The sequence below is a fragment of the Bacillus cereus group sp. N6 genome, from assembly GCF_016483705.1.
In the GTDB taxonomy this organism is placed as follows: Bacteria; Bacillota; Bacilli; order Bacillales; family Bacillaceae_G; genus Bacillus_A; species Bacillus_A wiedmannii.
In genome coordinates this window covers 90,541-115,966 of record NZ_JAEHBI010000002.1, presented here as the reverse complement: position 1 = coordinate 115,966, position 25,426 = coordinate 90,541, and the positions used below count along the sequence as shown (strand labels likewise).

Below are 25,426 nucleotides of genomic sequence, written 5' to 3'. Positions count from 1 at the left end.
AGTAGTAGCAAAAGGAGAGGCAATATGAAAAGAACAATAATGAAATATAGCATAATGTTTAGTTTATTCCTATGAAACTAGATCGAATTGAAATACCCGAACAGGGTAATGATTTTTTAGGCCCAAACAAACGGACAGCTTATGTACAGCAAGTAGATGAACCATATTTACAATTTCAAATAGGGTTCGATGGACGAACCTCTCCAAAGGTAAATAATGATAACTATAAAATAAAAAAAGAAGCGAATGATTTACGAGAAAGATTCAATACATATTATGAAGAAAAAGGGACTAATACTATACTTACTTTCGAGAAAATGCAAACAGGGGACGCTGTTTTCGGTAAGAATGAAGAGAAAAAAGTAGCGAAGCAACATCCGAAGCATTATGTTACTGCGGTTTTCAAAAGTAATATCTTTTTAGATGTAAACAACCGTGCGCATATGGAGACATTAGCGGAGGTTGCGAGAAGTATTCAGGAATTTAATAAAACGATTGAAGATAGTAAGAGTAGTGTGGAGGATATAACAATTCAGTTGCCAAATGATAATAAGGATGTATTACTACATATTGCGATAGATTATATAGTAACGGCTGAAGATGCGAAAAAGACCCTTGAGAAAAAGGTTGATTATATGAAAGCTTTACAATCTGCAAGGGAATAGTCTGACACCTTTACTTCTCACAAAACATATAGTATGATGATTTCAGTAAATTAGATTTCAATGACTATAATATAAATTAATGAGAGGTGCTTTTTTGTGAGTGCGGTAGGTACTAAATAGGAAAAATTTAATGAAATAAATCGGATAAGACCAGGGGATTTTTATGTATACCATACCCCTAATTTTGTCATGGATTTATTTCGATACCTATGAAGATACCTACAATACTTTATAAAGCGTGTAATAAGGGGATTGCCATCTGTTTTTTATGGCTTATTTCCTCATATGTTATTACTTATGCCTTGTAAATGTAAAAGCTGCGGTATCCCCGCAGCTTTTTTGTATATATTTTTAATGTATAAAAATGGTAATTTAATTATGTAGGGCTCATTGGAATCTAATGGGTAGGTATCTTCATTTATGATAAAAATCAATCATAGTGAGGAGAAACAAAATGAATACGATGACTTTTGAAAAGTTACAATATAACGAATTAAAGGATATAGTGAAATCTTATTGTGTAAGTGGATTAGGTAAGGAATTATTAAATAAATTAGAACCGAGTACGAGTATAAAAGTAGTGAGGAATCGCTTGAATGAAACGACGGAAGCACGAGCTATAGTAGATGCAGAAGGGCATGTTCCTTTTTTCGGTATTTCAAATATTGCTAGTACAATTCAAAAATTAGAAAAAGGGATGATTTTAGATCCTGAAGAGTTAGTAAGTGTTTCAGACTTTTTACGCGGCTGTAGAAAGATTAAAAAATTTATGTTAGATAAAGAATTTTTTGCGCCAGTATTAGCTTCTTATGCGAATTCAATGACTGAATGTAAAAGTATTGAAGAGGAAATCAACTTTTCCATTAAAGGTAATAGTATTGATGCAGCTGCGAGTAAGGAATTAAAACGAATTCGCAATAACATTGATTCGGTAGACGGAAAAATAAAAGAGCGCTTAACGAAGTTTTTAAATAGTAGTGCAAATAAGAAGTATATTCAAGAGTTCTTTATTAGTAAGAAGGATGATAGGTATACGATTCCAATTAAATCTTCTTATAAAAATCAAGTTGCGGGAAGTATAGTTGAAGCGTCCGCTAAAGGTTCTACTGTATTTGTAGAACCGCATACGGTTACAAAGTTAAACGTGGAACTCGCAAGTTTGAAAGCAGAAGAAGCGATGGAAGAGTATCAAATTTTAGCGACTTTATCAGGCATGGTAGTAGAAAATATTTATCATATAAAAATTAACATGGAATTGATTAGTCAATATGATATGGTATTTGCGAAAGCGAAGTTTAGTAAATCGATCGATGGAATAGAGCCGAAGTTAAATGATCATGGCTACATTCATTTAGTGAATTGTAAGCATCCGCTTTTAAGTGGAAAAGTAGTACCGTTACACTTTGAAATCGGTCAAAGTTACCGTAGTTTAATTATTACAGGACCGAATGCGGGCGGGAAGACAATTGTATTAAAAACAATTGGACTACTAACATTAGCGACAATGTCAGGCCTGCACATCGCTGGAGATAAAGAAACAGAAATTGCTATTTTCGAAAATGTATTTGTAGATATTGGTGATAATCAAAGTATTGAAAATGCACTAAGTACATTTTCATCTCATATGAAAAATCTATCTGAAATTATGAGGATGTCAAATAATAATACGCTACTATTATTTGATGAGATAGGAAGCGGGACTGAACCGAATGAAGGGGCAGCACTTGCAATTTCTATTTTAGAGGAGTTTTATCTTGCGGGATGTATTACAGTTGCGAGTACTCATTATGGTGAAATTAAACGATTCTCAGAAATGCATGATGATTTTATGAATGCAGCGATGCAATTTAATAGTGAGACACTAGAACCACTTTATAAATTAGTAATCGGAAAATCAGGTGAAAGTAATGCACTTTGGATTGCAAATAAAATGAACGTAAGAGAACATGTACTGAAAAGAGCGAAAGAGTACATGGAAAATAAAGAATATCGTTTTGAAAAACTGAATGAAAGCAAAATTAGAAAACCGAAATTTGTGCAAGAAAAAAGAGAAAATCATTACGAGTACAAAATCGGCGATCGTGTAAATGTATTAGATTATGATGATTTTGGTATCATCTATAAGGAAATAGATAATTTCTATAACGTCGTTGTATATTATAACGGTGAATTCGTTGAAGTGAATGTAAAACGTATTACGTTAGAGGTAGCAGCAAAAGAATTATACCCAGAGGGATACGATTTAAATACACTATTTGTCGATTATAAAGAAAGAAAAATGCAACATGATATTGAGCGTGGATCGAAAAAAGCGCTTCGTAAAATCCAAAAAGAAATAAGAAAGAATAGAGAATAAGTTAAAATGGTAACGATTAGACAAGAACAACAAAGTGATTATAAAAAAACAGAAGAAGTTGTACAACAAGCATTTTTAAAGAAGAATTCAGTGATAAAACAGAACATGAACTTGTGAGTCGTATTAGAAAATGTGACGCGTTTATTCCTGAATTATCAATCGTTGCGGTAAATGAAGAAATTGTTGGGCACATTCTGTTATCAAAAATAAAGATAGAACAAGGTGCAACTTCTGTAGAATCATTAGCACTTGCACCGGTTTCAGTTGCTAGGGGCTATCAGAAAAAAGGAATTGGTGGAAAACTTATTGGAGCTGCGTTAGAAAAAGCGAAAGAACTTGGATACGGGTCAGTTGTAGTATTAGGACACCCAGAATACTATCCGAAATTTGGCTTTAAGAAAGCAAGTGAGTGGAATATAAAAGCACCATTTGAAGTGCCAGATGAAGTATTTATGGTGATGGAGTTAAGTGAGAACGCTCTGCAAGGTGTAGAAGGAATTGTACAGTATTCGAGTGCTTTTGCTGAGTAGGAATATCAGTTAAGAAATGTAATTATAAAAGATGCTATCTTTTTGTAGAGATATACAGAAAGATAGCTTTTTTTATTGAGCAAATTCACTTACGTATATTTTGCTAAATGAATAATTAAGATGGTAAAATTGATATAGAAATGTAAAGGGAGAGAAAAGAATGAAGAATCGAGAAACAGATAGCGATGAGAATGTAGTTACGTTATATGTTACGAGACACGGTAAAACAATATTAAATACGAATCATCGCGCGCAAGGTTGGGCAGACTCCCCGTTAGTAGAAAAAGGTGTGGAAGTTGCCTCTAATTTAGGAACAGGATTAAAAGATGTTTCTTTTGCGAATGCGTATAGTAGTGATAGCGGCCGAGCGATTGAAACTGCTAATTTAGTATTAAAATATAGTGAGCAATCAAAGTTAAAACTTGAGAAAAGAAAAAAATTACGAGAATTAAATTTTGGTATTTTTGAAGGTGAAAAACTTGAAAATATGTGGGATGTAGTTGGAAAAGCTGCAGGTGTTGCATCACCAGAAGAACTTATGAAGTTTTCTATTCAAGAAGTGATTAATCTTATTAGAGCAGCAGACCCTACGAAACAGGCGGAAGATTGGGAATTATTTTCTACTCGTATAAAAGAAGAGATTGATAAAATTAGTGAAGAATCTGCTGCAAATGGTGGCGGTAACGTTTTAGTTGTCGTTCATGGGCTTTTGATTACTGCATTAATTGAAATGCTAGACAGTAGCAAAACAAAACTTGGAGTGGAAAATGCTAGTGTGACGAAGATTGTATATCAAGACGGAACATACACAGTCGAGTCTGTTGGAGATATGAGTTATGTTGCAAAAGGGAAAGAAAGTGTAGAGATATAAAGGTAAGAAAAGGAAGATAGAGAAATCTAGCTTCCTTTTTATTTTTCAGTATATCATTCATTAATTTTAAACGGAATATTCTGTTAAAAATGAACTATGAAAATTATTGTAATGGTATAATTAGAGAGTAGGAACAACAAATTAGTTTGCAGTGTATTGGAGGGACATTAGTCCAGCCTTACATTTCATCTCGGAATCTAAAGTAAGTATACGAGAAATAAAACAAAGTAAGGAATGTGTGAATATGGATCGAATATATTTTGCGGACAACCCGTGGCCTAATGGTCATCGAATTGTTAATTTTAAGTGGAGTGCACATTTTAAATATGCAGAGGAAGAAGAGTTAAATGGTATGGCTGGTTTGTATTTTGATTTGCATTTAGAGACCGCGGATTATGATGAGGAAGATTTGGATGAAGAAGATGAAGAGGATGAGGAAGAAGATGATTGGCACGCTAAGATTGTATGGAATAACTTCCATAGATGCACTTTATCATCAGAAGAATGGGATTTTAAAGGGTTTCGTGTAGGAAGTGATGAGGCGCCTTTTAATTTGGATACGCTAAATGGGAAAAGATTTGCAATTGATTGTTTATCGGAAGATGAGCAGCAGGACTTAGATTTAGAGTTAACTGCATTTGACGTTTATTTACTTGGTCATGATGCGTCAGCCTTTCATAATATTAAGTTTACTAGATTAGAAGGGCAGACATATCAAATTGAATGGAAAGGGAAATTGGCACTAGCGTATATTGGTGATTATGAATTTAAATATGATTTTCATACACTAATTACCTCAACATCATTTAGTGGAATTAATATTCCTAATGAAATATCTGATCATGAGGCGTATGTTTTGCTAAAAAGATTTGTTAGTAATCCAGTATTGTTTGAATTGCAACATGATAAAGGGGATAGACGATTTGTATTGAAATAAAAATATATAATTGCATTTATGAAATATATGAGTAAAAGGCTACCGTATTCGACATAGTTAATAACTTCGGTGTCGGAAAATTTAAAGAAGGTACATAGTATGTGATGTATGTTCAGTTATAAGAAGAAAAGAATATTAACAATTATATGGAGAAGTGATTATGTTGATTAAATTCGTTCATTTGTTATTTGGAAAACCGTGTGAAAAAGGTGATTCTTTCCAAACTAAGTTTCCACGTTTTATTTATTGGAGTGCAGTTGTATTTTATTTTTTTGGAATGCTATTATTTGGGATTCTTTCTTTTATTGATACTGTATTTATTGGATCGTTGATATCAGGAGGTTTGTTCTTTCCTTTAATATTTAGATTCGTTTATTACATAAACTTAAAAATGAGGGGCCTAGAAAGAGAAGCGTAGACAGAAAAAATATAAATAACAGGGTTATTGAAAAGAAGCGAAATTGAACATAAATAACGTTAAAAAGGAAGTAAAGAAATACATTCTAGCTTCCTTTTTTTATTGGAACGATTATGGGATTAATAAAATCTTCCCAGTACTTTTTCTGCTCTCTAATAATTCATGAGCACGGGCACCATCTTGTAAAGAGAATGTAGTAGAACTTGTGATCTTTAATTTTTCGGTCGCAATCCATTTGAATAATTGAGAGGAGCGTTCTTTTCTCTCTTCATAAGATGTAAGCACGTTCCAAAGGTCTCCGCCAGTTAAAGTTTTCGAAGTATCCATAAGCATACGCGGATCAACGGGCGCAGGATTACCACCGGCCATTCCGTAAAATACGACAGTACCACCAGTTTTAGTTGCGCTAAAACTTTCCTCTAATGTAGAACCTACTGATTCATATACAACATTTACTCCATCACCGTTTGTTGTTTCAAGTACTTTCGCAGGCCATGCTTGAGTATATAAAAATACGTGATCAGCACCAGCTAATGTAGCTATCTGTGCTTTTCCTTTTGATGACGTTAGGCCGATCACTTTTCCGCCCAGTAGTTTAATGATTTGAATAAGTAGTTGCCCAACACCACCAGCTGCGGCATGTACTAAAGCTATATCACCTTGTAGTATTTCATAGCTATCTTTCGTTAAATAATGTGCCGTTAGACCTTGCAATAAGACAGAAGCGGCTGTTTCAAAAGAGATAGAATCTGGAAGGTTAATTGCTTTCTCCGATGGAACGGCAACTAGTTCTGCATTTGCAAATGGAACGTCAGCAAATGAAATACGATCTCCAGGATTAATATTAGTAACGTCAGCTCCTACTTTTTCAACAATACCAGCGCCTTCATAACCTAATATATAAGGCGGATTGCCAGCGAGATGATAATCACCGCGGCGTCTATAAATATCGGCGAAATTTAATCCGATTGCTTTCGTACGGACAAGAATTTCATTTGGATTTATGATTGGATCATGTATTTCTTTATATTGTAGTACATCCGGACTTCCAAATTGTTCGAAACAAAGTACTTTCATATGGAATACCTCCATTTTTATTGTTTGTCGATGCTCTTTATCATACAATACAAATATCAATAGACAAAGAGGATTATTTCGATGAAATCAATCGGAAATATCGATTGAAAAGAGGGAAGATAAATGGAGATAAAACAATTAATTACATTTAAAGTAGCGGCAGATAGTTTGAACTTTACACAAACTGCGAAGAAATTAAACTTTGCTCAATCGAGCGTAACGGCGCAAATTAAAACGTTAGAAGCTGAGCTAGGTACGCCGTTATTTGAAAGATTAGGAAAACGTCTTTTTTTAACTGAAGCAGGTAGGAAGTTTCAACTATATGCGGACAAGATGATTGCACTCAGCAACGAAGCGAAAATGGCTGTGAAAGATGATGAGGAAATAGCAGGTACGTTAATAATCGGAGCGCAAGAGAGTCAATGTACATATAGGCTCCCATCTATATTAAAGAGGTTTAAAGCACAATTTCCTCAAATAAAGCTTATATTTAAACCTGCGCATTCCAATAAAGATGCGAAGGAACAATTGATGGAAGGGAAAGTCGATCTTGCATTTATTTTGGACGAATGTAAAACAGAAGATGCTTTACATGTGGAGCCGCTTATGAAAGAAGAATTAAAAATAGTAGCTGCTTCAGGGCATCGTTTACTTGAACAACGTTTCATTACTACAAAAGATTTAGAAAGTGAGACACTTTTACTAACGGAGCTTGGTTGTTCGTATCGGATTTTATTTGAAGAGCTATTTCGTACAGAAGATGTGTATCCAGCAAATAAGATTGAGTTCGTTAGTGTAGAGGCAATTAAACAATGTGTTATTGCAGATTTAGGAATAGCTGTTTTACCAGCGATAGTAGTAGAAAAAGATATAAGAGAAGGGACGATAAAAGAGTTACATGTAGAAAATGTAATCTCACCGATTTATACACAAATTGCTTGGCATAAAGATAAATGGATGACAGCGCCGCTGCAGCAATTTATTGATGTGACGAGGGAGTTTTTTACGACGGATTAAGTGGAGAAATATTTGATTTATATAAAAGAAAAAATGACAATTTTGTATAAAGAACCGATGCTTGAGTGAAATAAGTATCGGTTCTTTTATGTTTTAAATAGGGATGCAATAAAATGTGTATTTCTCAACTTTTTTTCTTAGACGGATAAGTAAATTTCTTCGTATATTCCAATAACTATAAGGGAATTTACAACGTTTATTCGTTTCTGTAAGATGCCTCTAGGAAGCATGAAAGGAGGGCTTACATAGGGGATAGATTGTCTTTATGATACGTACTTATTTTGAAGGAGGAGATTTACAATGTTTAAAAAGTTAATGAAAGTATGTGTGTTAAGTGTAGTGAGTGTAGGTGTATTATTTAGTTTTCAAGGAAGTACATTTGCAGCTACTGATTTAAGTAGTTATTATGACGGAAAAAATCCAGCAACAACGAAAGTATACGGAGGTAGTACAACATGTGATGCAGATGGATTTAATGCAAAGTCTACAGCTGTATATGAAGGGAGTAAAAAAGTAGGGACAGTGTATTTACGTTATAGTAATAAATGTCATGCAGCATGGTCTAAGCTTGTTTTAGATCAACCAGCACCTTCTGTTTCTGGGGGAATATATGCTTACGCTGTTATTAATAAATATAAAAACGGTGTATTCCAAAAATCAGTAGATTCTAATAGTGGTAATGGAGCAATAAAAACAGGTCAAACGAGCACTTATACAGGCATGGTATTTGATTTAACTGCTGATTTTGGTTATACAGCTGATGCCGAAGCGGTGACGATTAATAATGGTTACGGGAAAACTGGACGTTATTAATAAGGGAGCGGAGTGCTATGAAACTTTTAAAAAAGCTGAGCGCATGTTTTTTTCTATCTTTGCTCGTTTTAACAAGTATGTTTAGTACGACTGGTAATGATAAAGCATATGCAGAAGACCATTCATATGATGGGAAAAGTCCTTACTATAATAGTTGTGACCAAACCGCAGTAACGAAAGAAAAGAAGTGGATTGATTCCAATTCTTATGTGGAATTAAAATTTAGCACGACGTGTAAGACAGCATGGGCAAAAGTTACAGTAACTCGTGCAGCAGTATATAATAACGAAGCTGATGCAAGAATCGTAAGAAAAACAGATGGAAAGGCATATACTTGTGGGAGTACTGGAGGAAATGGTGTTGTAAATAAAGGGCAAACATCATGCTATACGCCAATGGTATATGATTTAGATCCAAGGAAGGCACAAGCGCAGGGGAAACATGCTATTCCGAATAGTGATGCATATAATTATGCGGAGACAATTTGGTATTAATATAAAACATGAGTTAAGAGTTGTTATTTGATATAAAAATGAAAGAGCCTTACTGCATTTTATTGTGGTAAGGTTCTTTCAAGTTGTTAATAGTTTAAGAACAGTTATTTACAATGACATATCTTTATAATCACTTTCAAGTATTGCCATAATAATTTCATCCGAGTATGTATCGTTATAAAATAAAGATTGACGTAGGGTTCCTTCTTTTACAAAACCAACCTTTGCATAAGCTCTAATCCCGCGTAAATTATGACTAAATACTTCTAACTGTAAACGATTTAATATGAGTTGTTCAAAAACAAATCTTAAAACGATTTTAATAGCTTCAGTTCCATATCCTTGTCCTGTTAACGCTATTGAAAGCAATGATATTCGGAACCCTGCTCTTTTGTTCTCCTCATCGATATCTAAAATTGACAACTCTCCAATCATTTCGTCAGTGCTTTTTAAACAAATAGCGAAATCATAGCGACTTGAATCATTATTTATATGATCTATGTGTGTCTTAATTTGCTCCAATGAAAAAGTAGACTTGGTTCCAGTCATATATCTTATTTCATCATCCATTGTACTTTCTAATATAATAGGCGCATCTAGCTGACAAAGAGGCCTTAAATAAATTCTTTCACTCTCTAATCTCATTATAAATTTCTCCTTAAGGTTGATGATAGAGTATATAAATATTTTCGATCTACATGGAAGAAGAGTTTTGTTTTTTGTATTGTTTGAAAAGTATGAGTCTTACTTTTATGTTACATGAATTTTATAATGATATGGTATACCTAAAACAAATGATAAAAGTTTTATACACAACAAAATATATCAACAAGTTTTTTTATAATCGAATTAACTAAGGTCTGTATCAGGAGGATTGTATCCAAGGTGACGAGCCATTGATACAATTTGTCCTTTATGATGAAACTCATGTGTCTCTGTATGAGTTAAAAGCCATAGCGGAGTTGTACTCCAAGGTTCTTTTTGCCATTTTACTTCATTTGCTATATTTTCGAGCCAGCGGTCATTGTATTCATCTAAAAAACGTTGTACAGTCTCGTCTACTAACTTAAATCTAGCACGGACTTTTGCGATATCTGCATGCTCAATTTCATAATCACTAGCAAATGAAAAATCTGCTCGCTTTTGCTTGAATGCGAATGATCCAAGCCAGTATCGATAGCAATCGGCTACATGAATATGCGTCTTTATAATGCTACCGCTACCGAAATTCGGAACAGTACTATGTAATTTTTCTAGTGGGATTTCTTCCAAAAACGAAAATAGAGTTTCTCTTGTAGAGCTAATAAGATTATATTGTTGTTTTAAAACATGTAACATGTAATTGACACTCCTCTATTATTTACTAAACTAACTTTGTAGTAAGTAATTCTATATTTATTAGGGGTGAACCTTTTAAATATTTTGACTAAGCATATTAGATGTTTTTCTTAATCGTTTCTGATAGATTAAACAAGGTAAAACTTTAATGTGTTGAACATTCTTAGTTCATAATAAATGGTACATGAAGAAGGGGAACGATCAAATGAATAGACTAGTTGGCTTAAAACAATTTGAAATAACACGTGGGGAATTGCTTAAATTTATGGAGACGCTAGACGATAAAACTGTGGATACACAGCCAGAGGGTTTTAACAATACAATTCGTTGGCATATCGGTCATGTGTTAACGGCAGCAGAAGTTTTCATGTTTGGAAAAGAATTCAAACAATTACCAACTGAATATCCAGGTATGTTTGGGTATGGATCAAGACCATCTAAATGGAAAACAGAGGGGCCGTCATTGGAAGTGTTAGTGGCTCAATTAAAAGAACAAGCGAAACGTATTAACGAAATTCCAGCAGAAGCATTTGAAAATAAACTGCCAGAGCCATTCCTAGGATTGGAAACAGTAGGGGAGCTTTACGGTATGATGCTTTATCATGAAGCTGATCATATTGGACAAATGAAGGCGATGGAACGTATTATTAAGGCTCTTTAGTTGTAATTGCATGTAAAAAACGAAATTACACCTGTATTGTGAAATAATATAACGACAAAAAGGATAGATAATTTATTATCTATCCTTTTTGTCGTTGAGCTTAAAGGGGTGTAAGCGCTTGTAATCTTGATACTGATAAAGTAGGTATAGTTATTATATTTGTTTTACATAATAGAAAAATATTGAAGGAAATACAGAAATAAGGTTGCAAAACCTGTATGAAATATAAGTATAATAATAGAGAAGAACTAGAAATAGGGGTGAATACTATGATTACATTAGAACAAAAGTTGGAGCAATACACACATACATATGGACAGTTAAAGGGAGAACTAAAATGGAAAACGAGTGATTCTCGAACAGGAATGATGATTGCTGCTATGTATGCAAGTAGTGATAAATTGTTTGATCTCGGACGTTTTTTAGAAATTAGTAGTTATATTAAGAATCAGGTAGGGATGTTTTCATACTTAAAGTCTTATCACCGCTTTGTGGTAGCCGCAACTTTAGATATTCACTTTACAGATTATAAGAAAGCTTTTCGGAAGTTTTTAGATTTATATGAACAATTAGTCGCTGGTGGTTTTAGCCGGAGTATATTTACTTATCTCGCAGCATCTGTGCTTTTAACAGAAGAAAATGAACAGCATGGCACGCACATTCAGCGTTCGATGCAAGTATATAAACGTATGAAAGAGGATCATCTTTTTCTTACAGGTACAAATGATTATCCGCTCGCAGTTTTACTAGCAGGACAATTAGAGAATGTAGAAACACTTATGGACCGAGTGGAACGTCTGTATCAGAAACTAGCGAAAGCTGGTTTGCGTAAAGGGAATGATCTTCAGTTTTTAAGTCACATTCTTTCGCTAAAGAAGGATGTCCGTGAAGAAATGTTAGTTGCAACATGTACAAACATATGGAAGTTGTTAAAACAAGAAAAGGTAAAAGTGAAACAGATGCATTATCCAGCAATCGGGCTACTAGCATTACTTGAGGATGGAGAAAAAGAGATTTATGCTATTAAAGCATTGATTGAAAAATTGCAGGGGGAGAAATTATTCCGTTGGCATACAGATGCGAATATTCTTATTGCTATTCAACTGTTCGTAAGTCAGAAAGGTGAGGAAAGTAAGGCTACCAACACAGGTTTACAAACTATGATAGAAGTCCTCATACAAGCACAACAGGCAGCTATGATGGCAACGATTGCCGCTTCATCTGTAGCAACCTCTTCTGCTAGTAGTAGTTCATAATGTGTAACTGCTTATGCTCTTGTAAGTTATAACTCCTTTGATAAGGACGGTAAAAAAGCCCATCACTCTCTAATGAGTGATGGGCTACCTGTTTTTACATAATCAGCATTATCTTTTCAACGCCTTCAAATGTTTAAGTTGTGTAACAATCATAATGCTAATAACAACGAGTAAAAACCATGAGCTAATTTTGCTTAAGTGAACGAGATTCCACGCTTCCCGTTGATTTGGATATTGCCATGCTCCGAAAAATGTTGCGATGTTTTCCGCAATCCAAATGAAGAACCCGATAAGGAAAAATGAAAGAACGAGTGGCATTTTATATGTAACGCCTCGTAATGAAAATTCCACAAATGTCCGAAAGAAAACGATGAATAATAGTACAGTTAATACCCATCTAAAGTCATATAGAAAATGATGTGTGAAAAAATTAAAGTAAATCAAAGCGCCTAGCGGTACGGCAAAAATAGCCCTCGGCCAATGGTGCATTTGTAAATGCAATCTTCTCCACGCTTGGCATATGTAACTGGCAACACTTGCATACATAAAACCACTGTAAAGCGGAACTCCAAAAACTTTTGAATATGCTTCTTCCGGATAACTCCATGAACCGAAATGTACTTTATATATTTCTAGTAAAAGCCCGATAAGGTGAAAAACAGTAATTACTTTTAATTCGTCTTTCGTTTCAAGTCCAGTTTTGTACATAATCCACTGCATAAGAAGACATACGATGAGTATGAAATCGTAGCGGTATAATCCTAGGATAGAAATGATTTTTGATAGGGCTAGTGTTAAAAAAATAACGACTGGGAATAAGCAAGATAATGCTTGCTCGTAAGTGAAGTATAGTAGTTGTTTTATATAGAACATTGTGTCACCTTCGATATTTTTGTTAGAAAACTCAAAATAATGATTAAGTATACTACAATTTTAAAAATAATCTAGTAGTCTATTTTTTATATATTTGTAAGTTTTGGATAGAAATCATAATAAGTATTTTAATATTTAACAAAGTAAAAAAAATAGTTTGCTATTTAAAAAAAGTGGGGATATAATATCTAAATGAAAATGATAATTATTATCAGTAATGATTATAAATTAAAAATAATTATAAAAAACAACTGAATATAAAGGATGAAATGAAACATGTTACATAAGTCTGCTGTACATGCTGGCAATAATCGCTGGATACATATTAAGTTCATATGTTTCATGAGCTTAACAATTTTATGTTTAATCGGATCTATATTTTTAGCTATTGCATTCGGTGCAAAGGATATCCATTTGCAAACTGTATGGGCAGCGGTTTTTGATTATAATCCGAAATTAACGCAGCACCAAATTATTTATGAATTAAGGCTCCCAAGGGTAATTGGCGCAGCAGTTGTAGGAGCAGCTTTTGCAGTCGCTGGTGCTGTAATGCAAGGGGTAACACGAAATCTTTTAGCTGATGCAGGTGTGCTTGGGATAAATGCAGGTGCGATGTTTGTAGTAGCACTTAGTTTTGCCTTTTTCCCGCATATGCCGTATTCCTATTTAATGATTGTTTCCTTTATTGGAGCTGTTTTAAGTACAGTACTCATTTTTATTATCGGATCAGCAACATCAGGCGGATTAACACCAATGAGGTTAACGATTGCAGGGGCAGTTATGGCCGCACTTTTGCATTCGTTAAGTTCAGGTGTCGCGATTTATTATGACTTAAGTCAAGATTTAGCTTTTTGGTACGCTGGTGGTGTTGCAGGCGTTAAGTGGGAACATTTGAAGTTTTTAGTTCCTATTATTCTCATAACAATTCTTTTTGCGATAGTGATAGGGCGATCTATTTCACTCATATCAATGGGGGATGACGTCGCTACAAATCTAGGAGTAAAAACGAACCGAACGAGAATACTAGGGATGATTATAGTAGTCATTCTTGCCGGCGTATCTGTTTCAGCTGTTGGCTCTATCGGATTTGTAGGACTTGTTATTCCGCACATCGCTAGAAAATTAGTAGGTGTTAATTATCGGCTTATTATTCCTATGTCAGCATTATTAGGAGCTATGTTATTAGTTTTAGCTGATTTAGGAGCAAGAACAGTAAATCCTCCTAAAGAACTCGCGATAGGAATTATGGTAGCTCTTGTTGGAGTTCCGTTCTTCCTCTATATAGCACGTAAAGTTGGGAGGGAGCTATAAGTGAAGGATCTTTTGAACACAGATAAAAAGAGAGCTATTACTGTAACTACAATTTTTGGTTGTATTAGTATCGCTGTCATTTTAATTAGTTTAAATACAGGGACACTGAGCCTAGCGCCACTTAAAGTAATTCAAACACTTTTCGGTTATGGTGATTTTGAGAGCGCAACAGTGCTATACGATTATCGTATGCCAAGAATTATAATCACCATGTTAGCTGGTATTGGCCTTGGGATTTCCGGTGCGATTTTGCAAGGGTTATCACGTAATGCACTTGCAGACCCTGGTATTTTAGGATTACATGCAGGTGCATCTTTCGGGCTAATTATATTCGTTACTTTCTTTCATTCTATTAATGAGAATGCATCGATTTTAATACCGTTATTTACATTTGGCGGGGGAGTACTAGCTGCGTTTTTAATTATTATACTTGCGAATGATCGGTCAAAAGGTTTACTTCCTATTAGACTTATTCTCGTTGGTATTGCTATTTCGGCTGGATTTAGTGCGATTTCGTTATTTTTCTCTCTCAAGTTAAATGATGAGACGTATACATTCGCTTCTAGATGGTTAGTTGGTAACGTGTGGGGAAGGGATTGGATTCATGTCCTTGCATTATTACCTTGGATTTTCATACTAACCCCGTATGCATGGCTAAAATCTAAAACGTTAAATGCATTGTCACTAGGTGATAGTGTGGCAGCAGGACTTGGTGTTTCTGTTCAAAAAGAACGGTTACTCCTTTTAGCTACAGCGGTTGGATTATCTTGCGCGAGTGTATCGATGGCAGGAGGGATTGGTTTTATCGGTTTAGTTGCTCCGCATATTGCAAGAAAGTTAGTAGGTACTACGTATCAACATTTCCTTCCACTAGCTGGCATTATCGGAATGATTGTTTTAGTACTAGCAGATACGATAGGTCGTTCTATATTCGAGCCAAATTCTATTCCAGCTGGTGTAGTAGTGGCAGCTTTAGGAGCACCGTATTTTCTTTATTTACTTACAAAAACAAAATAAATACTTCAAAGAGGAGAACATATGAAAAAGAAACTTACTATTTTATTTAGCATGATGTGTATTTTAGTATTAGCAGCATGTGGTCAAACGAAATCTAATGAAGAGGCAACGAAAAAAACTGAAAAAAGTAATGAGCCGAAAATCGCTTCTATGTCCATTCATTTAACGAATAATTTACTGGCATTAGGAATTACACCTGTAGGCTCCGTTATTGGTGGAGATTTAAAAGATTTCTTACCGCATGCAAAAGAGCAGTTGAAAGATACGAAGAAACTTGGTGTTGTAACGGATCCGAATATGGAAGCATTACTTCAATTGAAGCCAACTGACATTTATGTGGATGAAAAATACGCGGGCAAAGATTTAGCGAAATACGAAAAAATTGCAAAAACACATTCTTTCAATTTAGATGAAGGTACGTGGAGAGATCAGTTAAAACAAGTTGGTAAACTTGTAAACCGTGAGAAAGAAGCGGATACATATATTCAAGATTACGAAGAGCAATCAAAACGAGTAAAAAGTTTAATAGATAAAGAATTAGGTAATAACGAAAAAGTAATGGCAATTCGTGTTACTGCAAAAGAATTACGTGTATTTAGTACGAAAAGACCGATGGGACCAATTTTATTCCAAGACTTAGGATTACAACCTGCAAATGGTGTAGAGAAAATTGATGGAAATCGTCCTTTCGAAGTGATTTCACAAGAAGTATTACCTGACTTTGATGCAGATGCTATTTTCGTTGTTGTAAATAGAGACGATAAGGCAAAAGCTGCATTTAAACAACTTCAAGAAACACCAATTTGGAAAGACTTAAAAGCTGTTAAAGGAAAGCACGTATACATTATTAATGACCAACCATGGCTTGACTATTCTGCTTTAGGTAACAAAATGGCAATGGATGAAGCAGAGAAAATGTTTACGAAATAATATCGATTCGTCGTTAGGAAGATCCTCTAAATTTTGAGGGTCTTTTATTATTGTTAGAATAAATGAAAAATTATACAATGAATGTAATTTAATGCAGAGGAGATGTGCCAATGTTAGCGCTTATTGTAAGTATCCCATTTGAAAAACAGTTTATGGAACAAGGGGATAAATAGGCTGAAATAAGTATCCCCGTTATTTAATAAAGGGGGAGTTTGAAATGACAATGAATCTTTTTCAAAATAAAACGATTAAATTATCAGTTATGAGAGAAAACGACGCTGAAGTAATGGCTAAATGGCAAGAAGATAGTGAGTACTTAAGAAACGTCGATACAGATATAGCATTTCCGCAATCGTTACATGAAATAGCGAGTGATGGGATATTAAAGGGACGAAGATCGAATGGTGTTTCTTTTATGGTAAGGACAGTTCAAGATGATCGCTTAATTGGTTTTGTTGCAATTCATGGCATAGAGTGGAATAACAGAATGGGTTTATTAGCCATTGGTATAGGAGATGCAAATGATAGAGGGAAGGGATATGGAAGAGAAGCGATCCATCTTATCTTAAAATATGCTTTCTATGAATTGAATTTGCACCGCGTCGGTCTTGATGTTATTTCTTATAACAAAGCTGCTATTGAGTTGTATAAAAAGATGGGGTTTCAGATGGAAGGTTGTATGAGAGAAGCGGTTCAAAGAGATGGGAAGTGTTTTGATCGTATCATTATGGGGATATTAAGGGATGAATGGATGGAGCTGCACGGTTAGAAAGTACATTCGAAATTATATATGTAGTATGCAGGAGATATAATGATAATTGGCGAAAATTTACAGTGTGTTGATTGAATTTATCCCGCGTTAACGGGCAGTAAAACTCCCGCCTCAAAATTCAGTTGGAGCGAAGGAGTTAGGCGTGAGATCAACTGTCCGTAAACGCCCGATTGGTTCAACTAATAATCAGAGGGGGATGCCCCCCCTCTGATTAAAGTTTCACTTTATAAGGAGCTATGAAAAATGAATTTAGAAAAAAGTAAACCAGTAAATGAAGAGGTCGCTGAATTGAAGGAACTAATTAAAGAATTACACGGAAGTGTACATCAACTTCAAAGTGAAGTGCAGCAACTAAGGCACGAAAGACCGGTTGTTGAAGTGAGAAAAGGTGTTCAATTATCGCCAGCAATCGTTGGACAAATTGGCGGTATGATTTTAGGTGGATTAGCAATTATTGGTATATTTTGGTGATGAAAAAAGGTTTGCAGCATAGTGCTGCAAACCTTTTTTATTTGACGATATAATTTCATGCAATACAACTTTTACATTAAATAACGTAAATATATGTAAGCATGTGATAACAATAGCGCAATGATTGTTAACGGTAAACCAATTTTTAAGAAGTCCATATACGAGAAAGCATGTCCTTCACGTTTTGCAATACCAGCAACGACTACGTTTGCGGATGCTCCGATTAATGTTCCGTTTCCTCCTAAGCAAGCCCCAAGTGATAACGCCCACCATAGTACTTCGATTTGCGGAGATTCGACAGATAGTCCGAGTCCTGTAGCTAAATCTTGAATAAGCGGGATCATCGTTGCGACAAAGGGGATATTGTCAATTGTTGCAGATGCGATGCCTGATACCCATAAAATAAGTATCGCAGCGAAACCGATATCACCGTTTGTTACGCCGAGCACTTCTTTTGCGAGTGAAGAAATAAGCCCGATATCAATTAACCCGCCAACGAGAACGAATAATCCAGCGAAGAAGAAAATGGTTACCCATTCAACGTGGGCAAATACATCTTCAATATCATGTTCTTTTACTCCGATTAGCATAAGAAGTGTAGCGCCTGTCATCGCGATAACCGCAGCGTCTACATGAATAATCGAATGAAGTACAAAGCCTAAAATAGTTAGTCCTAAAATTGAAATGGATTTTAAAAGGAGGCTTTGATCTTTAATATAATCTTTTTCGTTCAATGCCATTAATATTTTAATTTGCTCAGTTGTTGTTTTTAGTTTGTTGCGATACATAAAGTAAATAATACCAAGTGTAACGATAGAGATAATGATTACGATTGGAGCTAAGTTTAGTAAAAAGGCATTAAAGTCTAAATGCTTGTTTGCTGATCCAATCATAATGTTAGGTGGATCACCGATTAATGTTGCTGTTCCACCTATATTTGAAAATAGTACTTCCGAAATCAAATAAGGAACAGGGTTTACTTTTAAAATACGTGTAATGGACAGTGTAACAGGAACGATTAGTAGAACGGTCGTTACGTTGTCCAAAAAGGCAGAACCGACAGCAGTTAATAGGGATAGTAATAATAAAATGCGGATTGGTTTTCCACCAGCTGCCTTCGCTGCTTTAATGGCCACAAATTCAAATACGCCTGATTGACTCGTAATATGTACGAGAATCATCATCCCAATTAAAAGGGTAATCGTTTCCCATTGAATATGTGATGTGAAAGCAGTATGTAAATCTACAACTCCAAAAATAATCATAATAGCAGCGCCGAATAGTGCGATTACAGCACGATTCAATTTCTCAGAAATAATAAATCCGTACGTGATTAAAAACACGGCAATTGCAAAATAATATTGCCAATTTGCTACTTCATGTGCTGATTGTTCCAATCATGTCACCTTCTTTAAAGTATGTATTCAATTGTCGAAATGTATCTCGCTATATTAATACGGGATAAAATATATTGTAGCAAATTCAAAAAAGAAAGAAAACTATTTAACAAAGTGAAGGGAAAAATATGATTTTTACATATCATATAAAAAATATAAAAAATATAAAAAATATAAAAAATATAAAAAACACAGTGCAAATTATTAGGAAAAGTGAGCGTTGTCCTCTAATATAGAGATAGCAATTTACATTATTTTTGCGTAAAATGGTTTAAAGAGGTGAATTCCGATGGAAATAGTAAAAGATAGTTCTCTTATTCAAAATGAAATTGAACGTTTTGTAAATAAAGATGTATATATTCATTTAGAAACAACGAACGGAGCGTATGCGTCACACTTTAACGAAAAGATGATGACGGTTGGTGCATTCATTCGAAATGCAATTATTCGCTTTGAACGCGGGAAGATTACTGGAACGAATCCATACCGAGTTGGTTTAAAAATGGATCATGGCTGGGTATATGCAGAAGGTATTACGCACTGGGAAGTAGACGATAAAGAGCGTTTATTACTTGCAGGGCACGATAATCAAGGTCGCTTAGCAGTTGCACTTGAGTTAAGCTTAACGCCATTTAAGTAAGAAGGAGGGAAACTTATGGAGAGACATGTACTTGTTGTATTTCCGCATCCAGATGACGAAGCATTTGCGGCGGGAGGAACAATTCGCTTATTAACAGATCAAGGAGTACCTGTAACGTATGCATGTGGTACTTTAGGACAAATGGGACGTAATATGGGGAAAAACGTATTCGCTAACCGTGAAACGATTCCGAATATCCGTGAAAAAGAATTAAAAGATGCATGTGAAGCGATGGGAATTCAAGATTTAAGAATGCTTGGTTTCCATGATAAAACGTTAGAATTTGAAGATGTTAATTTCGTTGCAGATAAAATTGAAGCAATCATTCAAGAAGTAAATCCATCTCGAATTATTACATTTTATCCAGAGCACGGCGTACATCCAGATCATGATGCATTTGGCCGCGCAGTTGTTCGCGCTGTATCACGTATGCAAAAAGAAGAGCGTCCAGTCATTCATGCCGTTGCGATTACGAGAAATCGCGAAGCTGTATTAGGTGAGCCGGATGTTGTAAATAATATTAGTGAAGTATTCGAGCATAAATTAGCTGCACTAGGTGCGCATCGTTCACAAACAGAAGCGATGTTAGAAGAAACACACGTAAAAATCAAAAACAAAGATGCAGCAACATTAAAATGGCTGCAACTGGAACAATTTTGGACTTATAAATGGGAGTAGGCTAGAAGGGGACCTTCTAGTAGCTCTTACATAGAAAAAGCACCGTCATTTGGACGGTGCTTTTTTAGTGAATAACTTTTAATTTCCGCTATTTGCGAGCAGATTTCACTTTATCCCGCATTAACGGGCAGTAAGCCTACCACCTGGAAATTCAGAAAAAGCAAAGAAGGTAGGTGGAGGCGGACTGCCCGTAAAAGCCCGATTGGTTCAACTAATAATCAGTGGGGATGAACAAAACCCACACTGATTAAAGTTTCACTTTATCTTGTACTCCATTCTTTTGTAAATTCATCATGGTATGCTTCGCTCCAATGGTATGGCTGCAACTCTTTTAACGGTTTGAAAATGATATCTTGTTTAGAATTTGTAATGGCGCATAGTACTTCTGGTCCCCAATAAAATAAACGTTCTTGGCATACACCACAAGGTGATAATACTTTTAATTCAGAATGCTCATTTTCCCTTGCAAGACAAATAGAATGTGTAACTTTCTTATGAAATTTATGTGCTTCTAAAATTGCACCTGTTTCCATACAAAGTTCTGTTGAAGCGTTTATTACGTCAGGGGCCACACTTGTATAAATGGATCCATCTTCTACACGGATTGCTGCAGCTCCGCCCCAATTATGTGGATATCTTTGGTCAATTAAATTTTTCACTGCATCATATAATTGTTGTTCAATGCTCAATTGTATGTCCTCATTTCTGTTTAATTTTCGATTCAATGACTGTTATTTTTTTAGTAATACCGTTAAAAAAGAATAGTCACTCAATTTCAAACTATAAATGCAAGAATTACTTTTCATCTGCATACTTTTCCTCTAAGGCAATTAATAGAGGAATTGATATAGTTACAAGAATGATTAAAGTGGTTATAAAAGATTTAGAAAGAGCAAAAGAACCTTCGATTAAAGGTGATAAAAACTTGAATGAAAGTATACTTGTTATTAAGGAAACTACTAAAAAGCTAAAAAGAGACACATTTTTATTTTTGATAGATGTTTCTATAAAATCTTTAAGACAGCTTATGACGACAAATATAGTTAATATAATAAGAGAAATAAAATAATGTGTTAAATTTGTCACACTAATAGTAGGATCGTCTATTATATAAGCAAGTAACTTAGATACTAACATACCTCCAAATAATAAAATAATAAAAGCAAGTAATCCTTCCGATGTATAAGTGCTGAAATTATCTTTCTTGTTAAAGAGTTTATAATTCAGAGTAGATTGGCTTATTTGAATTAGGAATAGGATAATAATCCACACATAATATACAATTGGTAATTCTCCTGAGAGTAGAGCGATCAGGAAATTTATTACTGTCCTTAAAATTTCAATCATTACGAAAGGCCTCCTGTTTGTAAGCTTTACGACATTAAAATATGCTAGTGTGTCGTTTAATAATTAGAACTATCAATTCAAACTATTCCTAATTATTCCATAAAAGGGTGGTAGCATCAAGTTATCTTTTTAACAAATACTCTAAGGCCAAACACTAGAAAAAGAAACGCAATATGTAATATAATTGAAAAAGTATATATTAAAATCAATGTTAATATTACCCTCCTATAAGTATTAACATACGTAATTGAGGTGTTTTCTTTGTTGTTTTATGATCGAATTTCTATAATGGCCCCTCCTGTTCCGTAGCTTAGGAAAGTCTTTTTATTTCTGAGATTTTCAAAGTTATAGGAGGGTATGGAAAATGAAAAAAGTCTCAGTACCATCAATTTTGTTAATGATTATTCTTGTCGCATTTCCGCAAATTAGTGAAACGATTTACACACCGTCTTTACCTGATATTTCAAAGGCGTTACATGTAAGTAATAATGAGGTACAGTTAACACTTAGTGTGTATTTTGCTGGATTTGCTTTAGGTGTATTTTTTATTGGATGGTTATCAGATATAATTGGCCGTCGCCCGGCAATGTTATTTGGAATTGTCGTATATGGCGTTGGGAGTTTCTTATGCTTTATTGCAAATTCCATTGAAGTTTTATTGCTAAGTCGTTTTATTCAAGCGTTTGGAGCAAGTGCTGGCTCTGTTGTTACACAAACGATTCTTCGTGAAAGTGTAGAAGGGCATAAGAGGCATGTTATGTTTGCTCAAATCTCGGCAGTCATTGCTTTTACACCAGCGATAGGGCCGTTAATTGGTGGTTTTCTTGATCAAATGTTTGGATTTAAAACCGTATTTTTAAGTTTAGTAGTTATGAGTATCGGGATTTTTCTGTATACGTTTGTTTCTCTTCCCGAAACAAAAACGGACTCAGTAACGAATAAAATAAATGTATTCTTAGTCTTGAAGAGGTTAATTACAAATCCGAAAGTAGTAACATATGGGTTATTAATTGGAGGAGCGAATGGTGTTTTATTTAGCTATTATGCAGAAGCGCCGTTTATCTTTATTGAATACTTTCAGTTATCGCCTAGTATGTATGGACTTCTAGGAATTGTTGTTGCTTCCGCTTCTATTATTGGAGCGAAAGTTTCAAAACGATTGCTTGCCACGTATAAACCAGAGAAGATTATATATATCGGTTGTCTTGTAATGACAGAAGGAGCTATCCTTTTATCTGTTATTACGTTTGTTGGATCAAATCCGAATGTAATATATATGATTGTATTTTTAGTAGCGATGTTTATATTGCTATTAGGAATTGGGATAGCGTTACCTAACTGCTTAAGTTTAGCATTAGTAGATTTTCAAGATGTCATTGGTACAGCCGGAGCATTGTTTAGCTTAGGGTACTATGTAATTGTGACGATGACAGTTTGGGGAATGAGTCAACTTCATACGGGCTCGTTACTGGTGATGCCACTTTATTTTCTGGCTATTGTAGTTATCATGATGGTGTTTACTAAAGTGTTTATTTTAGGTAAACAAACCTCAAAAATGATTTAAATATGAAATGGTAAAAGAGTCTCATTTTCTAATGAGACTCTTTTATATTTTATCCTGCTGTTTTGAGGCAGTAAGATTCCTACCTCAAAATTGGGCTGGACTAAAGAAATCAGTAGTTTATTAATATATTAAATTTCTGGTTAGTATATGAATCGGACGTGTGGGAAATTACGTTATCAACTATAAAGATTGAAGTACATGAGATGTGAAACCTAGGAAGAAATACTCTCCCCGGTTATTTATACTGTAATAATATTCATGCCGGAATCATATTGAATAGATGTATTTTATTGTTAATTTAGTTAAAAATTAATTAGACTTATGTATAATGATTTATCGAAAAAATAATTGAACTTTTCAGATAAATGAATTAATATAAGGTAAGTAATTTTAAGATTTATAGAATATTGGAAGATGAAAGGTTTTGAGAATTTTGTAAGAGGCAAAAAACGATTTTAGGATAGCTTTAAAGTTAGTCTAAAATGACGTTTGCTTCATCATTTTCAGGGCCGAAAGGAATTAGGGGAAAGCATCTTGTTTTAAAATGCGGCTATGAATCATCTAAGAGGGGGAAGTGAAGTGGCAAACAAGGAATTGAAAAGGGGCTTAGAAGCACGTCATATTCAAATGATCGCTTTAGGCGGAACGATTGGTGTTGGTTTGTTTATGGGGTCGGCCAGCACGATTAAATGGACAGGTCCGTCAGTAATGCTTGCTTATGCAATTGCAGGTATTTTTATCTTCTTCATTATGCGTGCGATGGGTGAAATGTTGTATATGGAGCCGAGTACAGGTTCATTTGCGACGTTCGGTCATAAGTATATTCATCCGCTAGCTGGCTATATGACAGCGTGGAGTAACTGGTTCCAGTGGGTTATCGTTGGGATGTCAGAAATTATTGCGGTTGGAGCATATATGAAATATTGGTTCCCGGAATTACCAGCTTGGATACCAGGCGTAATCGCAATGGTTATTCTTGGCGCAGCTAACTTAATTTCTGTTAAGTCATTTGGTGAATTTGAATTTTGGTTTGCGATGATTAAAATCGTTACGATTCTATTAATGATTATTGCGGGATTTGGACTTATTTTCTTTGGAATTGGTAACGGCGGAGAAGCGATTGGCATATCTAATCTTTGGTCAAATGGCGGTTTCTTTACAGGTGGTTTTTCAGGATTCTTCTTTGCATTATCACTTGTAGTTGGTGCATACCAAGGTGTGGAATTAATTGGTATTACTGCTGGTGAAGCGAAAAATCCGAAGAAGACACTTACAAGAGCGATTCAAAGTACAATTTGGCGTATTTTAATTTTCTATATTGGTGCTATTTTCGTTATTGTAACTGTGTATCCATGGGATCAATTAAGTACAATTGGTAGTCCGTTCGTAGCAACTTTTGCGAAGGTTGGTATTACGGCAGCAGCTGGACTTATTAACTTCGTTGTTATTACAGCGGCGATGTCTGGTTGTAATAGTGGTATTTATAGTGCGGGGCGTATGCTGTATACGTTAGGTGTAAATGGACAAGCACCGAAATATTTCACGAAACTTTCTGGAAATGGTGTACCTTTATTCGGTACAGTTGGTGTAATTATCGGTTTAGCGGTTGGTGTTGTATTAAGTTATATTGCGCCGAAAAACTTATTTGTATATGTATATAGTGCGAGTGTACTTCCTGGTATGGTGCCATGGTTCGTCATTTTAATTAGTCAAATTAATTTTAGAAAAGCAAAAGGGGCAGAGATGAAAGATCATCCGTTCAAAATGCCATTTGCTCCTGTTACAAACTATTTGACGATTGCCTTTTTAATAATGGTATTAATCGGAATGTGGTTTAACGATGATACGCGTATTTCACTAGTTGTAGGTATTGTTTTCTTAGCTATCGTAACAATTAGTTTCTACGCTTTCGGAATAGGGAAACGACCTCCGTTAGATGTTCCAAATGATCAAGAGATTTCAAGTAAATAAAGATAGTAAAAAGTCCGATTTC

25 protein-coding genes and 2 pseudogenes are annotated in these 25,426 nt (G+C 34.8%); 20 read left to right on the top strand and 7 right to left on the bottom strand.

The window, feature by feature from the left end; genetic code table 11:
- Window positions 1-65: 65 nt before the first annotated feature.
- The 6 genes and pseudogenes from JDS99_RS02455 to JDS99_RS31845 all read left to right on the top strand — a co-directional run.
- Window positions 66-665: pseudogene (locus tag JDS99_RS02455) on the top strand (hypothetical protein); the annotation flags it as partial.
- A gap of 454 nt (window positions 666-1,119) precedes the next feature.
- A complete protein-coding gene (locus tag JDS99_RS02450; RefSeq protein ID WP_199694457.1) occupies window positions 1,120-3,021 on the top strand; it encodes an endonuclease MutS2 in 1,902 nt (633 codons plus the stop codon).
- A 6-nt stretch (window positions 3,022-3,027) separates the two neighbouring features.
- Window positions 3,028-3,551 (top strand): annotated as a pseudogene (locus JDS99_RS02445) (GNAT family N-acetyltransferase).
- Window positions 3,552-3,711: 160 nt separating this feature from the next.
- Window positions 3,712-4,422, top strand: a complete 711-nt coding sequence (locus JDS99_RS02440) for a histidine phosphatase family protein (protein WP_137035661.1) — start codon at window positions 3,712-3,714, stop codon at window positions 4,420-4,422.
- Between the two features lie 244 nt (window positions 4,423-4,666).
- Window positions 4,667-5,359, top strand: coding sequence for a hypothetical protein (locus JDS99_RS02435; protein WP_087984066.1), 693 nt, complete (start codon window positions 4,667-4,669; stop codon window positions 5,357-5,359).
- Window positions 5,360-5,519: 160 nt separating this feature from the next.
- A complete protein-coding gene (locus JDS99_RS31845) occupies window positions 5,520-5,777 on the top strand; it encodes a hypothetical protein (RefSeq protein ID WP_087984067.1) in 258 nt (85 codons plus the stop codon).
- A gap of 111 nt (window positions 5,778-5,888) precedes the next feature.
- Here the strand turns inward: JDS99_RS31845 and JDS99_RS02430 are convergent, their stop codons facing one another.
- A complete protein-coding gene (locus tag JDS99_RS02430; RefSeq protein ID WP_199694455.1) occupies window positions 5,889-6,854 on the bottom strand; it encodes a quinone oxidoreductase family protein in 966 nt (321 codons plus the stop codon).
- A gap of 123 nt (window positions 6,855-6,977) precedes the next feature.
- On the opposite strand from JDS99_RS02430, the gene JDS99_RS02425 reads away from it, so the two are divergent.
- From JDS99_RS02425 to JDS99_RS02415, 3 genes are all read left to right on the top strand, one after another.
- On the top strand, window positions 6,978-7,871 hold the full coding sequence (locus tag JDS99_RS02425; RefSeq protein ID WP_098858139.1) for a LysR family transcriptional regulator: 894 nt from the start codon (window positions 6,978-6,980) through the stop codon (window positions 7,869-7,871).
- A 300-nt stretch (window positions 7,872-8,171) separates the two neighbouring features.
- Window positions 8,172-8,684, top strand: a complete 513-nt coding sequence (locus JDS99_RS02420) for a DUF2690 domain-containing protein (protein ID WP_000473763.1) — start codon at window positions 8,172-8,174, stop codon at window positions 8,682-8,684.
- Window positions 8,685-8,701: 17 nt separating this feature from the next.
- On the top strand, window positions 8,702-9,178 hold the full coding sequence (locus tag JDS99_RS02415) for a DUF2690 domain-containing protein (RefSeq protein WP_199694453.1): 477 nt from the start codon (window positions 8,702-8,704) through the stop codon (window positions 9,176-9,178).
- A gap of 108 nt (window positions 9,179-9,286) precedes the next feature.
- On the opposite strand, the gene JDS99_RS02410 is transcribed toward JDS99_RS02415, so the two are convergent.
- Entirely contained in the window at window positions 9,287-9,823 is a 537-nt protein-coding gene (locus JDS99_RS02410; protein WP_060487833.1) for a GNAT family N-acetyltransferase, read from the bottom strand.
- Window positions 9,824-10,027: 204 nt separating this feature from the next.
- On the bottom strand, window positions 10,028-10,516 hold the full coding sequence (locus tag JDS99_RS02405; protein WP_060487832.1) for a DinB family protein: 489 nt from the start codon (window positions 10,514-10,516) through the stop codon (window positions 10,028-10,030).
- A 184-nt stretch (window positions 10,517-10,700) separates the two neighbouring features.
- Between JDS99_RS02405 and JDS99_RS02400 the strand changes: the two genes are divergently transcribed.
- Entirely contained in the window at window positions 10,701-11,177 is a 477-nt protein-coding gene (locus tag JDS99_RS02400) for a DinB family protein (RefSeq protein ID WP_141555679.1), read from the top strand.
- A gap of 218 nt (window positions 11,178-11,395) precedes the next feature.
- The gene (locus JDS99_RS02395) at window positions 11,396-12,433 is read left to right on the top strand and encodes a DUF4003 domain-containing protein (protein WP_098858856.1); all 1,038 of its coding nucleotides are present in this window, start codon (window positions 11,396-11,398) and stop codon (window positions 12,431-12,433) included.
- Window positions 12,434-12,541: 108 nt separating this feature from the next.
- Here JDS99_RS02395 and JDS99_RS02390 read toward each other — a convergent pair whose 3' ends face one another.
- On the bottom strand, window positions 12,542-13,306 hold the full coding sequence (locus tag JDS99_RS02390; protein ID WP_199694451.1) for a DUF817 domain-containing protein: 765 nt from the start codon (window positions 13,304-13,306) through the stop codon (window positions 12,542-12,544).
- 276 nt (window positions 13,307-13,582) lie between these two features.
- On the opposite strand from JDS99_RS02390, the gene JDS99_RS02385 reads away from it, so the two are divergent.
- From JDS99_RS02385 to JDS99_RS02365, 5 genes are all read left to right on the top strand, one after another.
- Complete coding sequence (locus JDS99_RS02385) at window positions 13,583-14,617, top strand: FecCD family ABC transporter permease (RefSeq protein WP_199694450.1); 1,035 nt, start codon at window positions 13,583-13,585, stop codon at window positions 14,615-14,617.
- Entirely contained in the window at window positions 14,618-15,634 is a 1,017-nt protein-coding gene (locus JDS99_RS02380; RefSeq protein ID WP_199694448.1) for an iron chelate uptake ABC transporter family permease subunit, read from the top strand. It abuts the gene before it with no gap.
- A 21-nt stretch (window positions 15,635-15,655) separates the two neighbouring features.
- Complete coding sequence (locus JDS99_RS02375; protein ID WP_060487827.1) at window positions 15,656-16,564, top strand: iron-hydroxamate ABC transporter substrate-binding protein; 909 nt, start codon at window positions 15,656-15,658, stop codon at window positions 16,562-16,564.
- Between the two features lie 217 nt (window positions 16,565-16,781).
- Window positions 16,782-17,333 carry a GNAT family N-acetyltransferase gene (locus JDS99_RS02370; protein ID WP_199694447.1) on the top strand — a complete coding sequence of 184 codons (552 nt, stop codon included), beginning with the start codon at window positions 16,782-16,784 and terminating at the stop codon, window positions 17,331-17,333.
- 246 nt (window positions 17,334-17,579) lie between these two features.
- On the top strand, window positions 17,580-17,807 hold the full coding sequence (locus JDS99_RS02365) for a coiled-coil domain-containing protein (RefSeq protein WP_001047523.1): 228 nt from the start codon (window positions 17,580-17,582) through the stop codon (window positions 17,805-17,807).
- A gap of 71 nt (window positions 17,808-17,878) precedes the next feature.
- Here JDS99_RS02365 and JDS99_RS02360 read toward each other — a convergent pair whose 3' ends face one another.
- Window positions 17,879-19,204, bottom strand: coding sequence for an ArsB/NhaD family transporter (locus tag JDS99_RS02360; protein WP_199694446.1), 1,326 nt, complete (start codon window positions 19,202-19,204; stop codon window positions 17,879-17,881).
- Window positions 19,205-19,493: 289 nt separating this feature from the next.
- Here JDS99_RS02360 and JDS99_RS02355 point away from each other — a divergent pair, with 289 nt between their 5' ends.
- Window positions 19,494-19,844, top strand: a complete 351-nt coding sequence (locus JDS99_RS02355) for a YojF family protein (RefSeq protein WP_000407039.1) — start codon at window positions 19,494-19,496, stop codon at window positions 19,842-19,844.
- A 15-nt stretch (window positions 19,845-19,859) separates the two neighbouring features.
- Window positions 19,860-20,522, top strand: coding sequence for a bacillithiol biosynthesis deacetylase BshB2 (gene bshB2, locus JDS99_RS02350; protein ID WP_061677663.1), 663 nt, complete (start codon window positions 19,860-19,862; stop codon window positions 20,520-20,522).
- A gap of 260 nt (window positions 20,523-20,782) precedes the next feature.
- On the opposite strand, the gene JDS99_RS02345 is transcribed toward bshB2, so the two are convergent.
- Together JDS99_RS02345 and JDS99_RS02340 are read right to left on the bottom strand one after the other, a co-directional pair.
- Complete coding sequence (locus tag JDS99_RS02345) at window positions 20,783-21,211, bottom strand: cytidine deaminase (RefSeq protein ID WP_000021272.1); 429 nt, start codon at window positions 21,209-21,211, stop codon at window positions 20,783-20,785.
- A gap of 106 nt (window positions 21,212-21,317) precedes the next feature.
- Window positions 21,318-21,869 carry a DUF5823 family protein gene (locus JDS99_RS02340; protein WP_199694445.1) on the bottom strand — a complete coding sequence of 184 codons (552 nt, stop codon included), beginning with the start codon at window positions 21,867-21,869 and terminating at the stop codon, window positions 21,318-21,320.
- A 364-nt stretch (window positions 21,870-22,233) separates the two neighbouring features.
- Between JDS99_RS02340 and JDS99_RS02335 the strand changes: the two genes are divergently transcribed.
- Together JDS99_RS02335 and JDS99_RS02330 are read left to right on the top strand one after the other, a co-directional pair.
- On the top strand, window positions 22,234-23,433 hold the full coding sequence (locus JDS99_RS02335; RefSeq protein WP_199694444.1) for a multidrug effflux MFS transporter: 1,200 nt from the start codon (window positions 22,234-22,236) through the stop codon (window positions 23,431-23,433).
- A gap of 579 nt (window positions 23,434-24,012) precedes the next feature.
- Window positions 24,013-25,404, top strand: coding sequence for an amino acid permease (locus JDS99_RS02330; RefSeq protein WP_199694443.1), 1,392 nt, complete (start codon window positions 24,013-24,015; stop codon window positions 25,402-25,404).
- The last annotated feature ends 22 nt before the right edge of the window (window positions 25,405-25,426 follow it).